The 15,995-nt window shown below is 45.6% G+C and carries 11 protein-coding genes; 10 read left to right on the top strand and 1 reads right to left on the bottom strand.

The window, feature by feature from the left end; all coding sequences use genetic code 11:
• The first annotated feature begins 590 nt into the window (after positions 1–590).
• From L2W36_RS25240 to copI, 7 genes are all read left to right on the top strand, one after another.
• Entirely contained in the window at positions 591–881 is a 291-nt protein-coding gene (locus L2W36_RS25240; RefSeq protein WP_006071364.1) for a hypothetical protein, read from the top strand.
• A gap of 275 nt (positions 882–1,156) precedes the next feature.
• Complete coding sequence (locus tag L2W36_RS25235; protein ID WP_006071363.1) at positions 1,157–1,801, top strand: M91 family zinc metallopeptidase; 645 nt, start codon at positions 1,157–1,159, stop codon at positions 1,799–1,801.
• A gap of 77 nt (positions 1,802–1,878) precedes the next feature.
• The gene (locus tag L2W36_RS25230; RefSeq protein ID WP_006071362.1) at positions 1,879–2,268 is read left to right on the top strand and encodes a hypothetical protein; all 390 of its coding nucleotides are present in this window, start codon (positions 1,879–1,881) and stop codon (positions 2,266–2,268) included.
• Positions 2,269–2,405: 137 nt separating this feature from the next.
• Complete coding sequence (locus L2W36_RS25225) at positions 2,406–3,737, top strand: TolC family protein (protein WP_171389310.1); 1,332 nt, start codon at positions 2,406–2,408, stop codon at positions 3,735–3,737.
• A 20-nt stretch (positions 3,738–3,757) separates the two neighbouring features.
• Positions 3,758–5,470, top strand: a complete 1,713-nt coding sequence (locus L2W36_RS25220) for an efflux RND transporter periplasmic adaptor subunit (RefSeq protein WP_236111887.1) — start codon at positions 3,758–3,760, stop codon at positions 5,468–5,470.
• Positions 5,467–8,589 carry an efflux RND transporter permease subunit gene (locus L2W36_RS25215; protein ID WP_236111886.1) on the top strand — a complete coding sequence of 1,041 codons (3,123 nt, stop codon included), beginning with the start codon at positions 5,467–5,469 and terminating at the stop codon, positions 8,587–8,589. Before L2W36_RS25220 ends, L2W36_RS25215 begins: the two co-directional genes overlap by 4 nt.
• A 58-nt stretch (positions 8,590–8,647) precedes the next feature.
• Positions 8,648–9,199: a copper-resistant cuproprotein CopI gene (copI, locus tag L2W36_RS25210; protein ID WP_124940803.1), complete on the top strand. Its 552-nt coding sequence runs from the start codon at positions 8,648–8,650 to the stop codon at positions 9,197–9,199.
• A 92-nt stretch (positions 9,200–9,291) separates the two neighbouring features.
• Here copI and L2W36_RS25205 read toward each other — a convergent pair whose 3' ends face one another.
• Complete coding sequence (locus L2W36_RS25205) at positions 9,292–10,557, bottom strand: RidA family protein (RefSeq protein ID WP_236111885.1); 1,266 nt, start codon at positions 10,555–10,557, stop codon at positions 9,292–9,294.
• Positions 10,558–11,067: 510 nt separating this feature from the next.
• Here L2W36_RS25205 and L2W36_RS25200 point away from each other — a divergent pair.
• The 3 genes from L2W36_RS25200 to L2W36_RS25190 all read left to right on the top strand — a co-directional run bounded on the left by L2W36_RS25200 (position 11,068) and on the right by L2W36_RS25190 (position 15,313).
• Positions 11,068–12,462, top strand: a complete 1,395-nt coding sequence (locus L2W36_RS25200) for a glutamate decarboxylase (RefSeq protein ID WP_038229893.1) — start codon at positions 11,068–11,070, stop codon at positions 12,460–12,462.
• An 81-nt stretch (positions 12,463–12,543) separates the two neighbouring features.
• Positions 12,544–14,271: an aspartate:alanine exchanger family transporter gene (locus L2W36_RS25195; RefSeq protein ID WP_062463293.1), complete on the top strand. Its 1,728-nt coding sequence runs from the start codon at positions 12,544–12,546 to the stop codon at positions 14,269–14,271.
• A gap of 193 nt (positions 14,272–14,464) precedes the next feature.
• Positions 14,465–15,313 (top strand): methyl-accepting chemotaxis protein, encoded by an 849-nt coding sequence (locus L2W36_RS25190; protein WP_236111884.1) that lies wholly within the window; start codon positions 14,465–14,467, stop codon positions 15,311–15,313.
• Positions 15,314–15,995: the final 682 nt, after the last annotated feature.

The raw sequence follows: 15,995 nt of genomic DNA, 5'->3' as shown, positions 1-15,995 counted from the left end.
GCTACAGCACTCTTCGAGGATACCTAGTGACAACATAGTAGTTTTACTACGAGGTATTTCCAGGATTCGTTAAAGTTTGCTGACTTCTGATGCAAAATTATGCGGACTTATTACTGCAAATCTCCTTTTAACTTTTTGAAATTTTACTTGGGCTATGTTGAATTTTATTGCAAGCATCGCCATCTAGCGCATGCAAATCATATCTAGATTTATACCTGTAGAACAAAACTTCTCCAAATACGCATTGTTCATAAGCTTAAAATCGCTGATGTTTAAGTGATTTACACCCCACAAATACAATACATTACAAAACCACAAACTGAATCGATTCAGGGGTTACTTTATAGCTGTATTTAGACGCTCATTTTACTATCAAATCCATATTGTTAACCTCTTTGTGGTGCTCTATTTAGAGCTTCTACGCTAATGCGACAATAATGTATGGTTTTGTAAATTGCCATTGTATAACAACTCATTAACGTAGTAGTTTGATTATATAACTGTCAGTTAGAGTGAACTCGATCGCTGGTAGGGAAGCATGCGTTATGTCCAAGGAGAGTGAACCAATTATCTAGAGTATTATGAGGTAGATGATGAGTGCAGAGCTGAGACGTAAAATAGAAGAGTTATTGGTGATCGCAAAGCAGGAAGGTGTTTCTATTTTGGGGTTAGTTGATTCGGCTGATGAAGCACAATGCCAGATTTTTCGGAGCATTGAATTGAACTCTCGTCAGGGTATCAGGGCGTTAGATGACATCGTCATGAGACAAAAGTGCCCTGCTGATGGAAGTGCTTGTGATACCTGTCACCAATCTTGCAGGGAAGACCCTAGTTCAGAAATCCCTCAGGTTAGTTCGACACTTCTCTATTTGGTTAAATAGTCACAGGAAGCGTTTTTAACCCAGCGTTACAAAAAGAACGTATTCGCGCATATTGGGTATTTTGTTTGCCTTTTCATTGATGACATCTTCAATAAAACCACGCCAAATAGTGAGCCTCCTCCAACTTCATTTTTATTTGCCAATGCCTGTTTAAATTAAGGCTAGACTCAAAATTCATCGTGGCTACAACCACATAACTTTATCAGCTGAGCAGATGACACTCTAGACACGGACGTTATGGTACTAGACGCAAGCTGCAAAGTGAGAGGTGAATTATGGCAGAAATTACTCAACTCCTTCCCGCTTTTCCTGGATTCGCAGTGCAATATGACCCAAGTAAGAACCCTTACTTCAGAGTGATTATGGAAGAGAACCTTCGCAAGCTAAAGCAGGTTTCAGCAGGAAAATCATTACTTTCATCGATTCAAGCGGCGACACCTGCTTTTCGTGGTTCTTTTCCTCGAGGTGTGAATGTAATGTGTGTTCCGACACACCTTCACTTTACCCAAAGTGGCTACAACCTTGAGATTGAATACGCACAAGATTACAGCCAAAAGCTGACAGGCATGACACCTTCAAACCTCGCCAAACACGCACCTCAAGGATGTCCATTCTGGATCTCTGGAGGCAGCCACAATTCCGCTTTAGATCAAAAATCTGCCACCAACGCCACGGGTTCCGTATGTCATATGCGTTTTACCAACGTTCAGGTTGTAACCCGAAGAGGTGAGAAGGCAGAGCCTTATGTGGTGCTAGCTCATGAGCTGATTCATTCTTTACATTGTCTTCAAGGTATTAAAATGGATGGTCGGGACGAAGAGTTATGGACGACTGGGCTCGGAAAATATGAAAATAACCCAATGAGTGAAAACGTATTTAGAGCTCAATTTGGCTTAGCGAAAAGACAGCGATATTTCTAAATTTTCTTCACAGTTTTATTGACCTTCCCCTTAGGGGAGGGTCTACACTCAAGAAGATTTTTCGTAGAAGGCTTGTTATGCGCTTTAGTGTTATTAGAAAACGTTGGATGTCGTTACTGACGCTTGTTGCGCTATTAGCATCAACGTTAGCCGTTAGTGCACCAACGATGGCTTTTTCTAATGATATTGTTTTGTCTTCTCAACATGGTGCAATGGTAGATTGTACCGCTAGTGTCGATTCTTCCACAAACTCCCATCATAATGTTTCTAAGCAAACCGCCGTCAGTGAGTGTGGTGGCGAATCAAAGCATAATTGCTGTAGCGCAACGTGTGCGAACGGTGTTGGGGTTATCAGTGCAGACTTAATGCACGGTATTCATCATTATCTCTTCTCCAAAAGAACGCTCGAACTTGCGTTTAGTCCTATTTATCGAGCAAACGGCCTCGATCGACCCCCTAGAGCGTAATCCAATCTAATTTTCTAGCCCTTCTTAGAGCTCTAAGAAGCTTTTTAATCGTGCTTATTATTTAAGCGCGCAGATTGGATACTATCGTGAACAAATCTATTACTTTGGTTGCGCTTACCGTGAGCGCCGCCTTGTGGATGCCGATGTCTGCTTTGGCAGACAATGTCGCCACGATGCAAGTTAATAACCCAAGCGAGGAACAGCTTGGTTCAGTGACGCTGCAACAGCTGATCGAATTGTCGATCGCCAATGATGCAAGTAGAGTTCGATTCTACGCTCAATCAGAATCGTTAAGGCAGTCTGGGATTGCTAGCGCTACGCTGAAAGATCCAGTAATAAAAGTTGGCGTCGGCGGTCTACCAACGGACAGCTTTCAATTCGACCAAGATCCCATGACAAACGTGTCAGTGGGTTTGATGCAACAGTTTGGACGAGGGTCGACGTTAGCCCTGCAAAACCAAAAAACGCAAAAGCAAGCTGATGGTATTGAATTTCAAGTACAGACACGTGAGCTTGAGATAGCAAACAGTATCTCAAAGCTGTGGTATGAGCTGGGATTTCAGCAACAGTCAGAGCGTGTGCTGCTGGAAAGTCAGGGCCTAATGCGAGAAATGGTTCGCTTTATCCAAACTAACTACGCCATTGGTAACAGTGAATCTCAAGATCTGATTCAGGCTCAGTTGCAGGTCAGTAAGCTGGATGAAAAGTTGCAGGCCAACCGTCAAATGCAAAATCGCCTGATTGCTCAGCTCTCCGAATGGTTAGGTGCTCAATGGTTGTCTAATCAGCCGACTCTTAAGGCGACCACGACTTCAGACTGGCTGAGGTTGGAAGGTCGTCTTTTAGAGCACAGTCGTTCGGACTACTACGCCATTCTTAATCAGCACCCAATGGCTCGCATGGCAGATATTGAAATAGCTGCAAGTGAAACCCAAGTAGCCATTGCAGAGGAAGCGTACAAACCGCAGTTTGGCGTTGAAGCGATGTATGCCCATCGACAAGCTAACAATATGCGCGGTGAGCCAGCGCCAGATTTAGTGAGCGCTTATGTCACGATGGATATTCCTCTGTTCACTGGTAATCGTCAGGATAAAAATCATGCCGCTGCCGAGTATCAAGTGGTCGCCTCCAAATCTAATAAGGATGCATTGCTTTCTCAGATGTACGCCAAAGTCAGTGCACTGACAATGGATAGGCAAAACCTCACCGAACGTCTTGAACGTTATCGTCAAAGTCTCCTTTCTCAGGCTAAAGCTCGCACCAAAGCTGTAGAAAGAGGTTATGAAAACAGCACTGCGCAATTTAGTGATGTGATCACCGCCTCTAGAGACGAACTGGCAATAGAGCTAGAGGCGCTGAGGTTGGAAACCGATCTTAGCTTGGTCAATAGCGACCTGTCCTATTTTCTGGGTGGTTTTGATTATCAAGCCTCAACTCCGGTGCTTTCAGTGCCATCAAAACAACAATAATTCTGAGAAGGTAAACAAAGATGAAGACATTGAATGTTGCGCTATTGGCCTTAGCGGTTGGCGCTGGAATTGGTGTGCTAGTCGCTCCTTATGTCGGAGGTCATAACATGGCGGAGGCGTCCGATGAAAATGCCAGTACAACGGGAGCGAAAGAGCCGCTGTACTGGGTAGCACCGATGGACCCAAACTATCAACGCGGTCAACCAGGTAAATCCCCAATGGGAATGGACCTTATTCCTGTGTACGCCGATGACCTTAACGGTGGTAATGACAAACCAGGAACGGTCAACATCAACCCGGCGGTGGAGAACAATTTAGGAGTAAAAACAGAACCGGTAAAGCTAGCGAAGCTATCGCCGCGTATCGAGACAGTCGGCTATATCGCTTTTGATGAAAGTCGTTTGTGGCAAACCAATGTGCGCGTTGCAGGCTGGGTCGAAAAGCTCTATATCAATGCTGTGGGAGAGCGTGTTAACAAAGGAGATGTGTTATTCAAGCTTTATTCACCAGAGCTGGTCAAAGCGCAGGAAGAGTTACTTAATGCCCATCGCACAGGACGCAGTAGTTTGGTTAAAGGCGCCACGGAGCGTTTAATTTCCCTGGGTGTAGACCAAGCTCAAATTAACCAGATAGTCAAGCAAGGCAAAGCGTCCCAGACCATTGATATCAAGGCACTGGGCAATGGTGTGGTGGCTACATTGAATATCCGAGAAGGTGGCTATTTGTCCCCAGCTCAATCGGTTATCAGCGCGGGGCCAATTGATGAAGTTTGGGTCGATGCTGAAGTGTTCGAACGCCAAGCCGAATGGATCAAAGCGGGTAGCCAAGCAACGATGACATTAGACGCGCTATCAGGCAGGGAATGGCAAGGAGAAATTGACTATGTTTATCCGATTCTCGACCCTGCAACGAGAACACTAAGAGTAAGACTCAAGTTTGCTAACCCAGATCATCAATTGAAGCCAAATATGTTTGCCAACATTGCGCTGCAACCCAAGACGGAGCATGCGGTGCTCACTATACCTCGTTCAAGCGTGATTCGCTCTGGAGGGATGACTCGCGTGGTGTTATCCGAAGGAGGCGGTAAATACCGCTCGGCACGTATCGACATTGGACGAGAGGCCCGTGACCGAGTTGAGGTGTTAGCAGGATTGACCACAAGTGACAAGGTGGTGACCTCTGCGCAGTTTATGTTGGATTCGGAGTCAAGCCAAAGTGCGGATTTGTCACGAATCAACGGTGTAGAACTGCCAGCGGAGACTGTGTGGGCGCAAGGTGAAATCACGAGTGTGATGGCAGGGCACAATATGTTGACCATTAATCACCAACCCGTACCAGAGTGGGATTGGCCGGGGATGACGATGGATTTCACGGTGGACAAGGGTGTCAACCTTAACACCTTGCAATCGGGTCAACAGGTTGAGTTTGAAATGGCAAAGACCGACTCAGGACAATACGCCATTATCGATCTCAAAGTGAGTGACAAACGGGTTGTCGAGCAAGTTTGGGTTCAAGGGGATATCACCATGTTGATGGCTGATTTTGGCATGATAACCCTCAGTCACAACGCCGTTGCTGAATGGGGCTGGGAAGCCGGAGAAATGAACTTCACTTCTCAAGGAGATGTGGATTTAACTGGCTTCTCTGAAGGCGAAACGGTGCGCTTCTTAGTGACGAAGCAGGGTTCGGACTATGTGCTTATTGATCTGCAGCGTGGAGGAGGTCAGCCATGATTGGAGCCATTATTCGTTGGTCTATCAATAATCGTTTTCTCGTCTTGGTCGCAACCTGCTTTTTGACGTTAGCAGGTTTGTACAGTGTGAAGAATACACCTGTTGACGCTATTCCTGATCTGTCAGATGTTCAGGTGATTATCAAAACCAGTTATCCGGGACAGGCTCCTCAGGTTGTTGAGGATCAGGTTACTTATCCTCTGACGACCGCCATGTTAGCGGTGCCGGGCGCAGAAACGGTGCGGGGATACTCCTTCTTCGGTGATTCGTATGTGTACATTATCTTCAACGATGATACCGACATGTACTGGGCACGTTCGCGGGTTTTAGAGTACTTAAGCCAAGTTACGCCTAACTTACCAGCACAGGCAAAGCCGACTTTGGGTCCCGATGCGACAGGGGTGGGCTGGATTTACAGCTACGTACTACAAGACAAGACAGGCCAGCATGACCTAGCAGAACTTCGCAGTATACAAGACTGGTTTTTAAAGTATGAGTTACAGACAGTTGCTGGCGTTTCGGAAGTCGCGACGGTAGGCGGTATGGTCAAGCAGTATCAGGTCCAAATTGATCCTGCTAAGTTACGTGCTTATGACCTGACCTTGCAGCAGGTCAACATGGCTATCAAAAATGGTAACCAAGAGACTGGTGCATCAGTGATAGAGGTCGGTGAGGCTGAACATATGGTTCGCACTACGGGTTACTTGAGTAGCATTGAGGATATCAAAGCGCTTCCTCTTAAGGTGACGAGCAAAGGTACTCCTCTATTGCTGGGGGATATCGCGGACATCAATCTTGGGCCTCAAATGCGTCGTGGTATTTCCGAGTTTAATGGTGAAGGTGAAGCGGTTGGTGGCGTTATCGTTATGCGTTTTGGGGAGAACGCCAGTCAGGTTATTCATGATGTCAAAGCAAAGTTGGAAGAGCTGCAAGGCGGTCTGCCTGATGGCGTTGAGATTGTTGCGACTTATGACCGTTCAACGCTCATCGATGCGGCGGTTGAAAATCTATGGAAGAAGTTGGCAGAAGAGTTCGTGGTAGTAGCCATAGTCTGTGCACTGTTCTTATTCCACATTCGTTCTTCACTTGTGATTGCTATTAGTTTGCCCATTGGCATTTTGTCCGCATTTATCGTCATGCACTGGCAAGGGATTAACGCCAATATTATGTCGTTGGGTGGGATCGCTATTGCCATTGGGGCTATGGTCGATGGTGCGATAGTGATGATCGAAAATGTTCACAAACATATCGAGAAAACGCCCCTCACCGATAAAAACCGCTGGCAAGTTATCGGACGCGCAGCAGAAGAAGTCGGTGCTCCGCTGTTTTTCTCTTTGCTTATTATCACATTGAGCTTTGTTCCTGTGTTCGCGCTTGAAGGGCAGGAAGGCAAAATGTTCTCACCACTCGCTTATACCAAAACATACGCCATGGCAGCAGCTGCGGGTTTAGCCATTACTTTGGTGCCTGTGCTGATGGGGTACTTTATTCGTGGGAAAGTGCTGCCCGAACATAAAAATCCCGTCAACAAAGCGTTGATTGTCTTGTATCGACCCATGCTTAACCTAAGTCTTCGTTACCCTAAATCGATGATTGTACTGGCTATCGTCTTGATGGGGTCGGCTTTCTATCCGACCAGTAAGTTAGGTAGTGAGTTTATTCCGCCTTTGGATGAAGGGGATTTGATGTACATGCCAACGACTTATCCTGGTATCTCGATTGGTAAAGCACGTGAACTGCTTCAACAAACCAACAAGTTGATCAAGACCGTTCCTGAAGTCGAGACTGCGTGGGGCAAGATTGGTCGTGCAGAAACTGCCACTGACCCAGCCCCTTTAACCATGATTGAGACCACCATCCAATTGAAGCCTCGCTCAGAGTGGCGAGATGGCGTTACCACAGAATCACTACGTAAGGAGTTTGATGATTTGGTTCAGTTCCCAGGGCTAACAAACGCGTGGGTAATGCCAATTAAGACTCGCATCGACATGTTGGCCACTGGGATAAAGACGCCAATAGGTATCAAGATCGCTGGACCTGATCTCAAAGTCATCGAGGAGATAGGTGCCAATATCGAACCTATCCTCAATACGATTCAAGGCACGGTGTCGGTATATGCCGAAAGGGTAGCGGGTGGACGATATGTCACGATTGATATCAAACGACTCGCCGCCGCGCGTTATGGTCTGAACGTCAGTGATGTTCAGCAAGTTGTGTCAACGGCAGTGGGTGGTATGAATGTGGGCGAGACAGTGGAAGGGTTGGAGCGATACCCAATAAACGTTCGCTATCCACAAGATTATCGTGATTCGGTGGTGAAGCTACAGAACCTGCCTCTTGTCACTCCAAATGGTGCTCGAATCGCGTTAGCAGATGTGGCGGAAATTCGCTACGAAGATGGCCCGCCAATGATTAAGACTGAGAACGCCCGCCCGAACGGCTGGGTTTTTGTTGATATTGCTGAGCGCGATCTTGGGTCATATGTCACCGAAGCTCAAAACGTTGTGGCGGAGCAATTGTCCCTACCCGCGGGGTACTCGCTAACGTGGTCTGGTCAATATGAGTATATGGAGCGCGCCAAAGAGCGTTTGAGCGTTGTTGTGCCTGTCACTCTCTCCATCATTATGTTGCTGCTTTACCTGAGTTTTAGAAGGGTCGGTGAAGTGCTGGTCATTATGGGGACACTGCCGCTCGCCATGGTAGGTGGGTTGTGGCTTATGCATTACCTTGGGTACAACTTCTCGATTGCTGTAGGAGTGGGCTTTATCGCGCTTGCTGGGGTAGCGGTCGAGATTGGAGTCATTATGCTGGTTTACCTAAATCAAGCATGGCATGCACGCAAACTAGCGGCACAAGAAAATCAAGCACCACTAACGCGCGATATGTTAACCGAGGCAATCCGAGAAGGCGCAGGGCTGCGTGTGCGACCCGTCATGATGACGGTGTTAACAGTCATCATCGGTCTTATTCCAATTATGTACGGGTCAGGTACTGGCTCTGAAGTGATGCAACGGATCGCCGCTCCAATGATTGGCGGCATGGCGTCCGCATTACTGCTCACATTGCTGGTCCTTCCGGCTATCTACAAGTTATGGAAATCAAAAGAAATTAACCAATAACCGTTAGCGGCCTCCTAATAAAGAGGCTGCTAATCACTTATTCAAAAAGGACGCAATCATGAAAAAAACACTGATAACATTAGCACTTACCATCGCTTCAACCGCCGTGATGGCAGAAGGTATGGATCATTCGAAAATGGATCACTCCAATATGGACCATGGCATGATGAATCATTCTAATATGGACGACGCTAAGATGGACCATAGTAATATGATGAACATGGATGGGATGTCTGCTGTGGGTATGCCTGCCAAGGGAGCGAAACCCGATAAAGTGGTACATGTCATTTTAACGGATGACATGAAAATCACTTTTAAGCGTGATGTTAAGATAGAACCTAATGACGTCGTTCAGTTTGTGGTCATGAACACTGGCAAAATCGACCATGAGTTTTCTATCGGTTCTATTGCAGAACAATTGGAACACCGTGAAATGATGAAATCGATGCCAGCGGGACATGATCATCATGGTATGGGCAACGTGGTTTATCTTGAACCAGGCAAAGCAGGGCAGTTGCTATGGCATTTTCATGGTGAGAAACAAGTCGAGTTTGCTTGCAACATTCCAGGCCATGCAGAAGCTGGGATGGTTAAGAGCATCACATTGTAATAGATCGGTGTTTCGTTAGTAAAAGTGCCCTAGAAGATAACTTCAAGGGCACTCAGGTCAGTAGGAAACCTTGTCAGCGAGCTGCCATTAGCCTATTTGTTCGGCGGCGTACCTTCGGCGTTCGACATAATGGCATCTATTTGAACTACCGCATTAGACGGTAAACTGGATACGCCAATAACGGTCAACGCTGGCAACAAATCACTGAAATAGCTTCTCAATACTTCTTCTAGTGCGCACAAATCATTCATGTCTTTTAGCTGAATGTTGAGTTTAACAATATCATCCATCACGTGGTCGATATTTTCTACGATGGCTTTAATGTTCTCGAAGCATTGCATCGCCTGTTCTTTTGTCCCTGAAGCAACAATCTTACCAATCGAAGGATCAATAGGCAGTTGCGCTGAGATATTGTTGTAGTGAGAGAAGGCCACGCTTTGCGTCGATAGGGCGTTTAACGGTGCTTTTTCGGTATTGGTTGCCTTAATAACGATGCCGTGACGGTCTTCAACTAATTGAGGCGGTGTACCATCGCCGTGAGAAACGGTCGCATCTATTTGTACGAGTGCATCCAGCGCTAAGCCTTCCACAACCACACTGGAGCGTGCAGGTAAGTAATTAACGGCACGAGCAATGGAAGAATCTGGGAAGAAGGTTTTATACACTTCGTCAACGGCCTCAAGATCCTCCAACTTTGTGATATGAATATTTGTTTTGACGATATCATCCATCGGCACGTCAATGCTTTCGAGTATCGTTTTGATATTGCGTAGACATTGTTGTGTCTGTTCTTTTATCCCGCCTGTCACTACATTCCCCGACTTTGGTTCGATAGGCAGCTGAGCTGAAATATGATTGTAGTGGGAAAACGCAACAGTCTGGCTTGAGAGTGGTGTTATCGGCGCGTTGACGCTATTTCGAGTTAACTTCACCAAATCACAAGGGTCTTGAGGGTAGGTACCTTCGCCGTTTGAAATGACAGCGTCCATTTGTACCAACGCCCCTTTCATTGGCAAGTCAGCGACTGCAAGTGACGTATATGTGGGGCGGTGTAGAGGAAAGAAGGAAGCATAGACTTCATTGACTTTGTCGAGGTCGGTAATGTTTTTTAGGTAAACGTTGATCCTCACCACGTCACTCATCGTATGCTCAATGCTGTTTACTATCATTTTGATATTTTTCAGACACTGTTTTGCCTGCTGCTCTATACCACCCTCAATAAGAGTCTTGGTAGCAGGATCGATGGGTAATTGAGCCGAAATATTATTGTAGTGAGAAAAGGCAACAGACTGTGTAGATATTGGGCTTACGGGCGCTTTTTCAGTATTCCTTGAAACCTTAATGATACGGTTATCCATGTAGTGGTATCTCCAATTTTCGTTATTAGTTAGGATAAAACGAACAAATAATAAGCAAAAAGAGAGCCAAACTAACAAAAGGGTAAATCAAAGCTTCAAGTAGGGCGGATTTACTGTCGCACTAAATGCATGGTGAGGCGTTTATCTTAGCCTCTGGCACTAAGATTTATCTTACAGTGAGAGCGGGTGGTATAAGTCGAATTGCGTTTGTGTTGAGCGTCTAGTTAGGTTTCAAGTAACGATTCTTGTTAATTTTTTAGGCAATTTTAGCGATTTAATCTCATGAGTTGAGAAAGTCATGGGATTAATTCATTAGAGACGAAAATGAGAGGCCGCACTACTCTCATCTGCAGAAAAGTCTACTAATAACGATTTGAATCTTATCAACCGAATATGAAACTAGCACGTTAATGGAATCTCGACTAACTTTAATCCAACGTCGTTGTGCCTTTTAAAACAAACGCTTAATGACAACTTACGCAATAGTTTCAATGATATAAAGGATTGATTATGCCTCTTCATAAAAAGTCAGCTGTTCGTGGTTCAATGTTAGATGATGTTTACTCTTCCAAAGATTTGTCAGTGGTTATGCCCAAGTATCGAATCCCTGAGAATGAGCACGCACCTGAACATGCCTATCAAGTTGTTCACGATGAACTTATGCTAGACGGTAACTCGCGTCAGAACTTAGCGACATTTTGTCAAACATGGGTAGAAGATGAAGTTCATCAATTGATGGATGAATGCATCGATAAGAACATGATTGATAAAGATGAGTACCCACAAACGGCCGAGATCGAATCGCGTTGTGTTCATATGTTAGCGGATCTTTGGCATGCGCCAGATGCAGAGAACCCAATGGGTTGTTCAACGACGGGGTCGAGTGAAGCTGCGATGCTTGGTGGGATGGCATTAAAGTGGGCTTGGCGCGAAAAAATGAAGAAGCAAGGCAAACCTACCGACAAACCAAATCTTATTTGTGGCCCAGTACAGGTTTGTTGGCATAAGTTTGCGCGCTATTGGGATATTGAACTTCGTGAGATTCCAATGGAAGGTGATCGCCTTATCATGACACCTGAAGAAGTGATCAAACGTTGTGACGAAAACACTATTGGTGTAGTGCCGACTCTCGGTGTGACGTTCACATGCCAGTATGAGCCAGTAAAAGCGGTTCATGAAGCTCTAGATAAGCTTCAAGAAGAAACAGGCTTAGATATTCCGATTCACGTTGATGGCGCCAGTGGTGCGTTTTTAGCGCCTTTCTGTGACCCTGATTTAGAATGGGACTTCCGCTTGCCTCGTGTTAAATCGATTAATGCTTCCGGCCACAAATTTGGGCTTTCGCCATTAGGTGTGGGTTGGGTCGTGTGGCGTGATGCTGATGCGTTGCATGAGGATTTGATCTTCAATGTAAACTATCTTGGCGGTAACATGCCGACATTTGCATTGAACTTCTCTCGCCCAGGGGGACAAATCGTTGCGCAGTACTACAACTTCTTAAGATTGGGTAAAGAAGGCTATAAAAAGATTCATGATGCATGCTACGAAACAGCACGCTACATTGCCAAAGAAGTTGAGAAGATGGGCATGTTTGAAATCATTTACGATGGCCACGGTGGTATTCCGGCACTAAGTTGGTCTATCAAGAAAGGTGCAAACCCAGGCTTCAACCTTTATGACTTATCGGATCGCATTCGATCTCGTGGTTGGCAGATTGCAGCGTATGCAATGCCTGCGGATCGCCAAGATCTGGTTATTATGCGTATTCTCGTACGTCACGGCTTTAGTCGAGACATGGCGGACTTGCTGATTTCTGACTTGCAACATTGTGTCGATTTCTTTGATAAGCACCCAGTGGTTAACGGCAGTGATGCCGACGAGTCTAGCAACTTTAACCACGGTTAAGGTTGCCACCGCTCTAGATAATCGGCAGGGTGATGCGTCGCATTGCTCTGCTGCTTCAATCACAATGTAGCAGGTGAGATCATGTCTTTTCTTTTTAATTACTTATCTGAAAACCCATTTGTATTTCTATTTTTATCACTCGCGATAGGGTACCCATTAGGACGTATTACTGTTAAAGGTGTGAGCCTTGGTACAACGGCAGGTACATTGATTGTTGGTGTTGCGTTGGCGTTGACCTCATTTTCAGTCTTTGGATTGAAAATTGAGGAACCGGGCCTAGTATCGGACATCTTTTTAATGATGTTTATGTACGCCATTGGCATGAAAGTAGGTCCTCAGTTCTTTTCCGGACTGGCGAGAGGTGGCTTAGATTTTGTCGTAATTGGGCTAATCGTTGTTTTTAGTAACTTCGCCATCGTCGTGATTGGCGCCAAGTTAATGGGATTAGAGCCTGGATATGCGGCAGGTATCATCTCTGGAAGCTATACCGTTACCGCGGTAATGGGTGTCGCACAATCGGCGATTACTTCGGGTGCTTTTGTGCCGCCGGCGGGGATGAGCGCTGATCAAGTCAGTGCTAATATCGCAGCGGGCTATGCCATCAGTTATGTATTGTCGACGGTGCTCATTATTTTGCTAATCAAATACTTACCTTCGATGTTTGGTATTGATCCAGTGAAAGCTGGTAAAGATGCCGAGAAAGAATTCTCTACTGGTGATGATAACGAGAAACTCCCTAGCACCTTTGGCTTTTCAGACGTTGGTGCATTGCCTATTGATGTTCGAGCCTATAAGGTGACCCATGAAGAGTTGGTAGGGCGCTCGGTCCAAGATCTTTATAAACATTTCCCCGATGCAGTGGTGCTAAAAGTCGTGCGGGGCGATGAAGTGTTGGATGCTTCGGAGAACCCAACGTTACAGTTAGGTGATGTCATCGGTGTTCGTGGTGAATACAGTGCTCTTATCAAAGAAGGTGAAGCAGATATTGGCAATGAAGTTGACGAACCTCGAGCGCGCAATGTCGATATTGAAGTTGCTGACATCCATGTGGGTAAATCAGAACATGCAGGTAAAACTATTGCTCAGTTGCATGCTGAGGTGGGTTTTGGCGTGTACTTCAAAGCGCTATTTCGACAAGGTCATCAACAACCACTATTACCTAATACAGCGGTAGAAGTGGGTGATGTTGTTCGTATTGCAGGCTCACAGTGGTGTGTAGAACAAACAGCTTCTCAGTTGAATAGTGTGCCCATTGTAGAGAGCACAGTCACAGAAACATTCTACTTAGCGTTAGCATTGCTAGTAGGTTATGTGTTTGGCCACTTGAGTGTGACCATTGCAGGAATCCCATTTGCCTTGGGTACATCTGCTGGTTGTATGCTTACTGGTATCGTGTTCTCGTTCTTAAGAACTCGTAACCCAGCCTTTGGCGGCCCAATGAGTGAGGGGGCGCGAAGCTTCTTACAAGATATTGGCCTTAATTTATTCGTAGCGGTGCTAGCTGCGACTGTGGGGCCTAAGATCCTAGCCTCATTTCAAGGCATTATTGTGATTAAAATAGCGTTACTTGGCGTGACTGCAGCACTTGTTCCACCGTTATTAGCTTGGTTGTATGGTCTGTATGTTCGTAAGATGAATCCGGCCATTCTTGCTGGTGCCTGCGCTGGTGGTAGGAATAGCACACCTGCAATGAAAGGAGCTCAAGATGCCACTCAAAGTGACATGCCTGCGATTGGCTATCCAGTGCCGTATGCGCTGACTTCCGTTATCGTGTTAATCCTTGGCTATATCGCAATGGTTATCAGCTAATCGTCTTATGAGCTGAATGCGATACTAATGAAAAACGGCACTCTTTGTGCCGTTTTTCTTATGCCATTTATACGTGATTCATAAAACCGCAGGCATCATAAAACTCACACTCCAATATCAGAATAAGTTGACACTATCGGCTAAATCCTGCTCAATATTCTGACCGTAAGGTCAGAAAATCAAGGGAATGGAAATGAGTGATATTGAGATAGGCTGGCGAGATAGGCTGTTTATGAACATCAGTATGCCAGTAAAAATGCTGCTACCGGGCATTGTAGGTTGCTTGGGTATTGTCGTTCTATGTATATCAAATTTGTACGCTTTAGGTTTGTTATCGGGTGGCGATGGCGTTCAATTACTACTATCGCCTGCTGCGATTATCGTCTTTTCAGTGGTAGTCGTTGGGTTGGTGCTGTTCTTATCCACCGGCATCTCTCAGAATATTTTACCGCTTCTCAAACACATCATTGATACTATGCAGCAGGTTCAGCGTGGTCAACTTGATCACCGAATTGGCTTTTCAGGGCAAGATGAGTTCGGTCAGATTGGTTCAGCTGTCGATAGCACTCTCAATAAATTGGTTTCTCTGATCAATGATGTTAATGGTTCAGTTGAGCAGCTTCAGCGTTGCACTCACCATATCGAAAGTGCTTCTTCGGATTTAGATGCTTTGTTCAAAACCCAAGTGACTCAGCTAGCCGATACCACGTCAGACATCAACAATATTCAAGTGGCGATAAGTCGTGGTGAGCAAGAAGCACAGCGCAGCCTTGATGCAAGCCAGTCCATCTCCAATCAGTTCTTAGCGATTCAGGAGAACAACCAGCAACTAACTAAAGATGTCGATCAACTCAGACACGAAATGGCAGAAGCAAATCAATCAAGTAATGTATTGACCGATGTTTCGATGAAGGTTCGGGATGTTTTGCATGTGATTACTTCCATCTCAGAGCAGACGAATTTGCTTGCGCTGAATGCCGCGACACCGTTACACACGATTTTTTTCTCGAAACAATGGAAAGGTTATTCTGTCCCGGTCTGAGAGGTCATTTTCAGCTTAGGCAGTCACCGCGAGTTATGCCAGCTCTTTTTATGGAAAACAGGTGGAAAACCGACTGTCTCTCACACTACTTTCCACAACCTTCAACAGTCATGCTCAGAAAGCCTATACAGCGCGCTGCACTGTAGGCGGCATCCAGTTTACTAGACCGCTCCTGCCCACGCTGGCGTTGCAGTGCCACGTGCTTGTTCTTCTTGTCTGCAATGGTCAGATACCACCCTTTAGCTGCCCAGCGGAACCGGGGGAGCGGCTGCGACCTTCAAGGCACCGCTGCCGGTGGACAATATAGCTTGATCGGAAAGGAAATGTATTACTTTGAAGCTCTTCCAGACGATAAGAATAAAGTTTGATCACACGGCTTAGAGCAATCACGTTAAATCATTGCTGGACAGGAATGAGTTTCAAAACATTGAATATTAGCAAATCATGAATAAGATGTAGTAATGAAAACCCACTTAAAGAGCTTTCAGAGTTCGTGTTTTCTTGAATCTAAAGGCATCTTTTCTATACTCATAAAAAGAAGCTAATACTGCTTGTAATAGCTTTCTTGAGCACTCCGTTTGGACATCGACTGCTACCACTGACAATCCTGCTTGATGATGCCAACAAAACTCACCAATCAGGTGAGTTTCTTTTTTGATAAAGCTCTACCATTGAGCGATCT

The organism is Vibrio sp. McD22-P3 (genome assembly GCF_021568915.1).
Taxonomy (GTDB): Bacteria; Pseudomonadota; Gammaproteobacteria; order Enterobacterales; family Vibrionaceae; genus Vibrio; species Vibrio mediterranei.
This window is presented reverse-complemented; position numbering and strand designations above follow the sequence as displayed.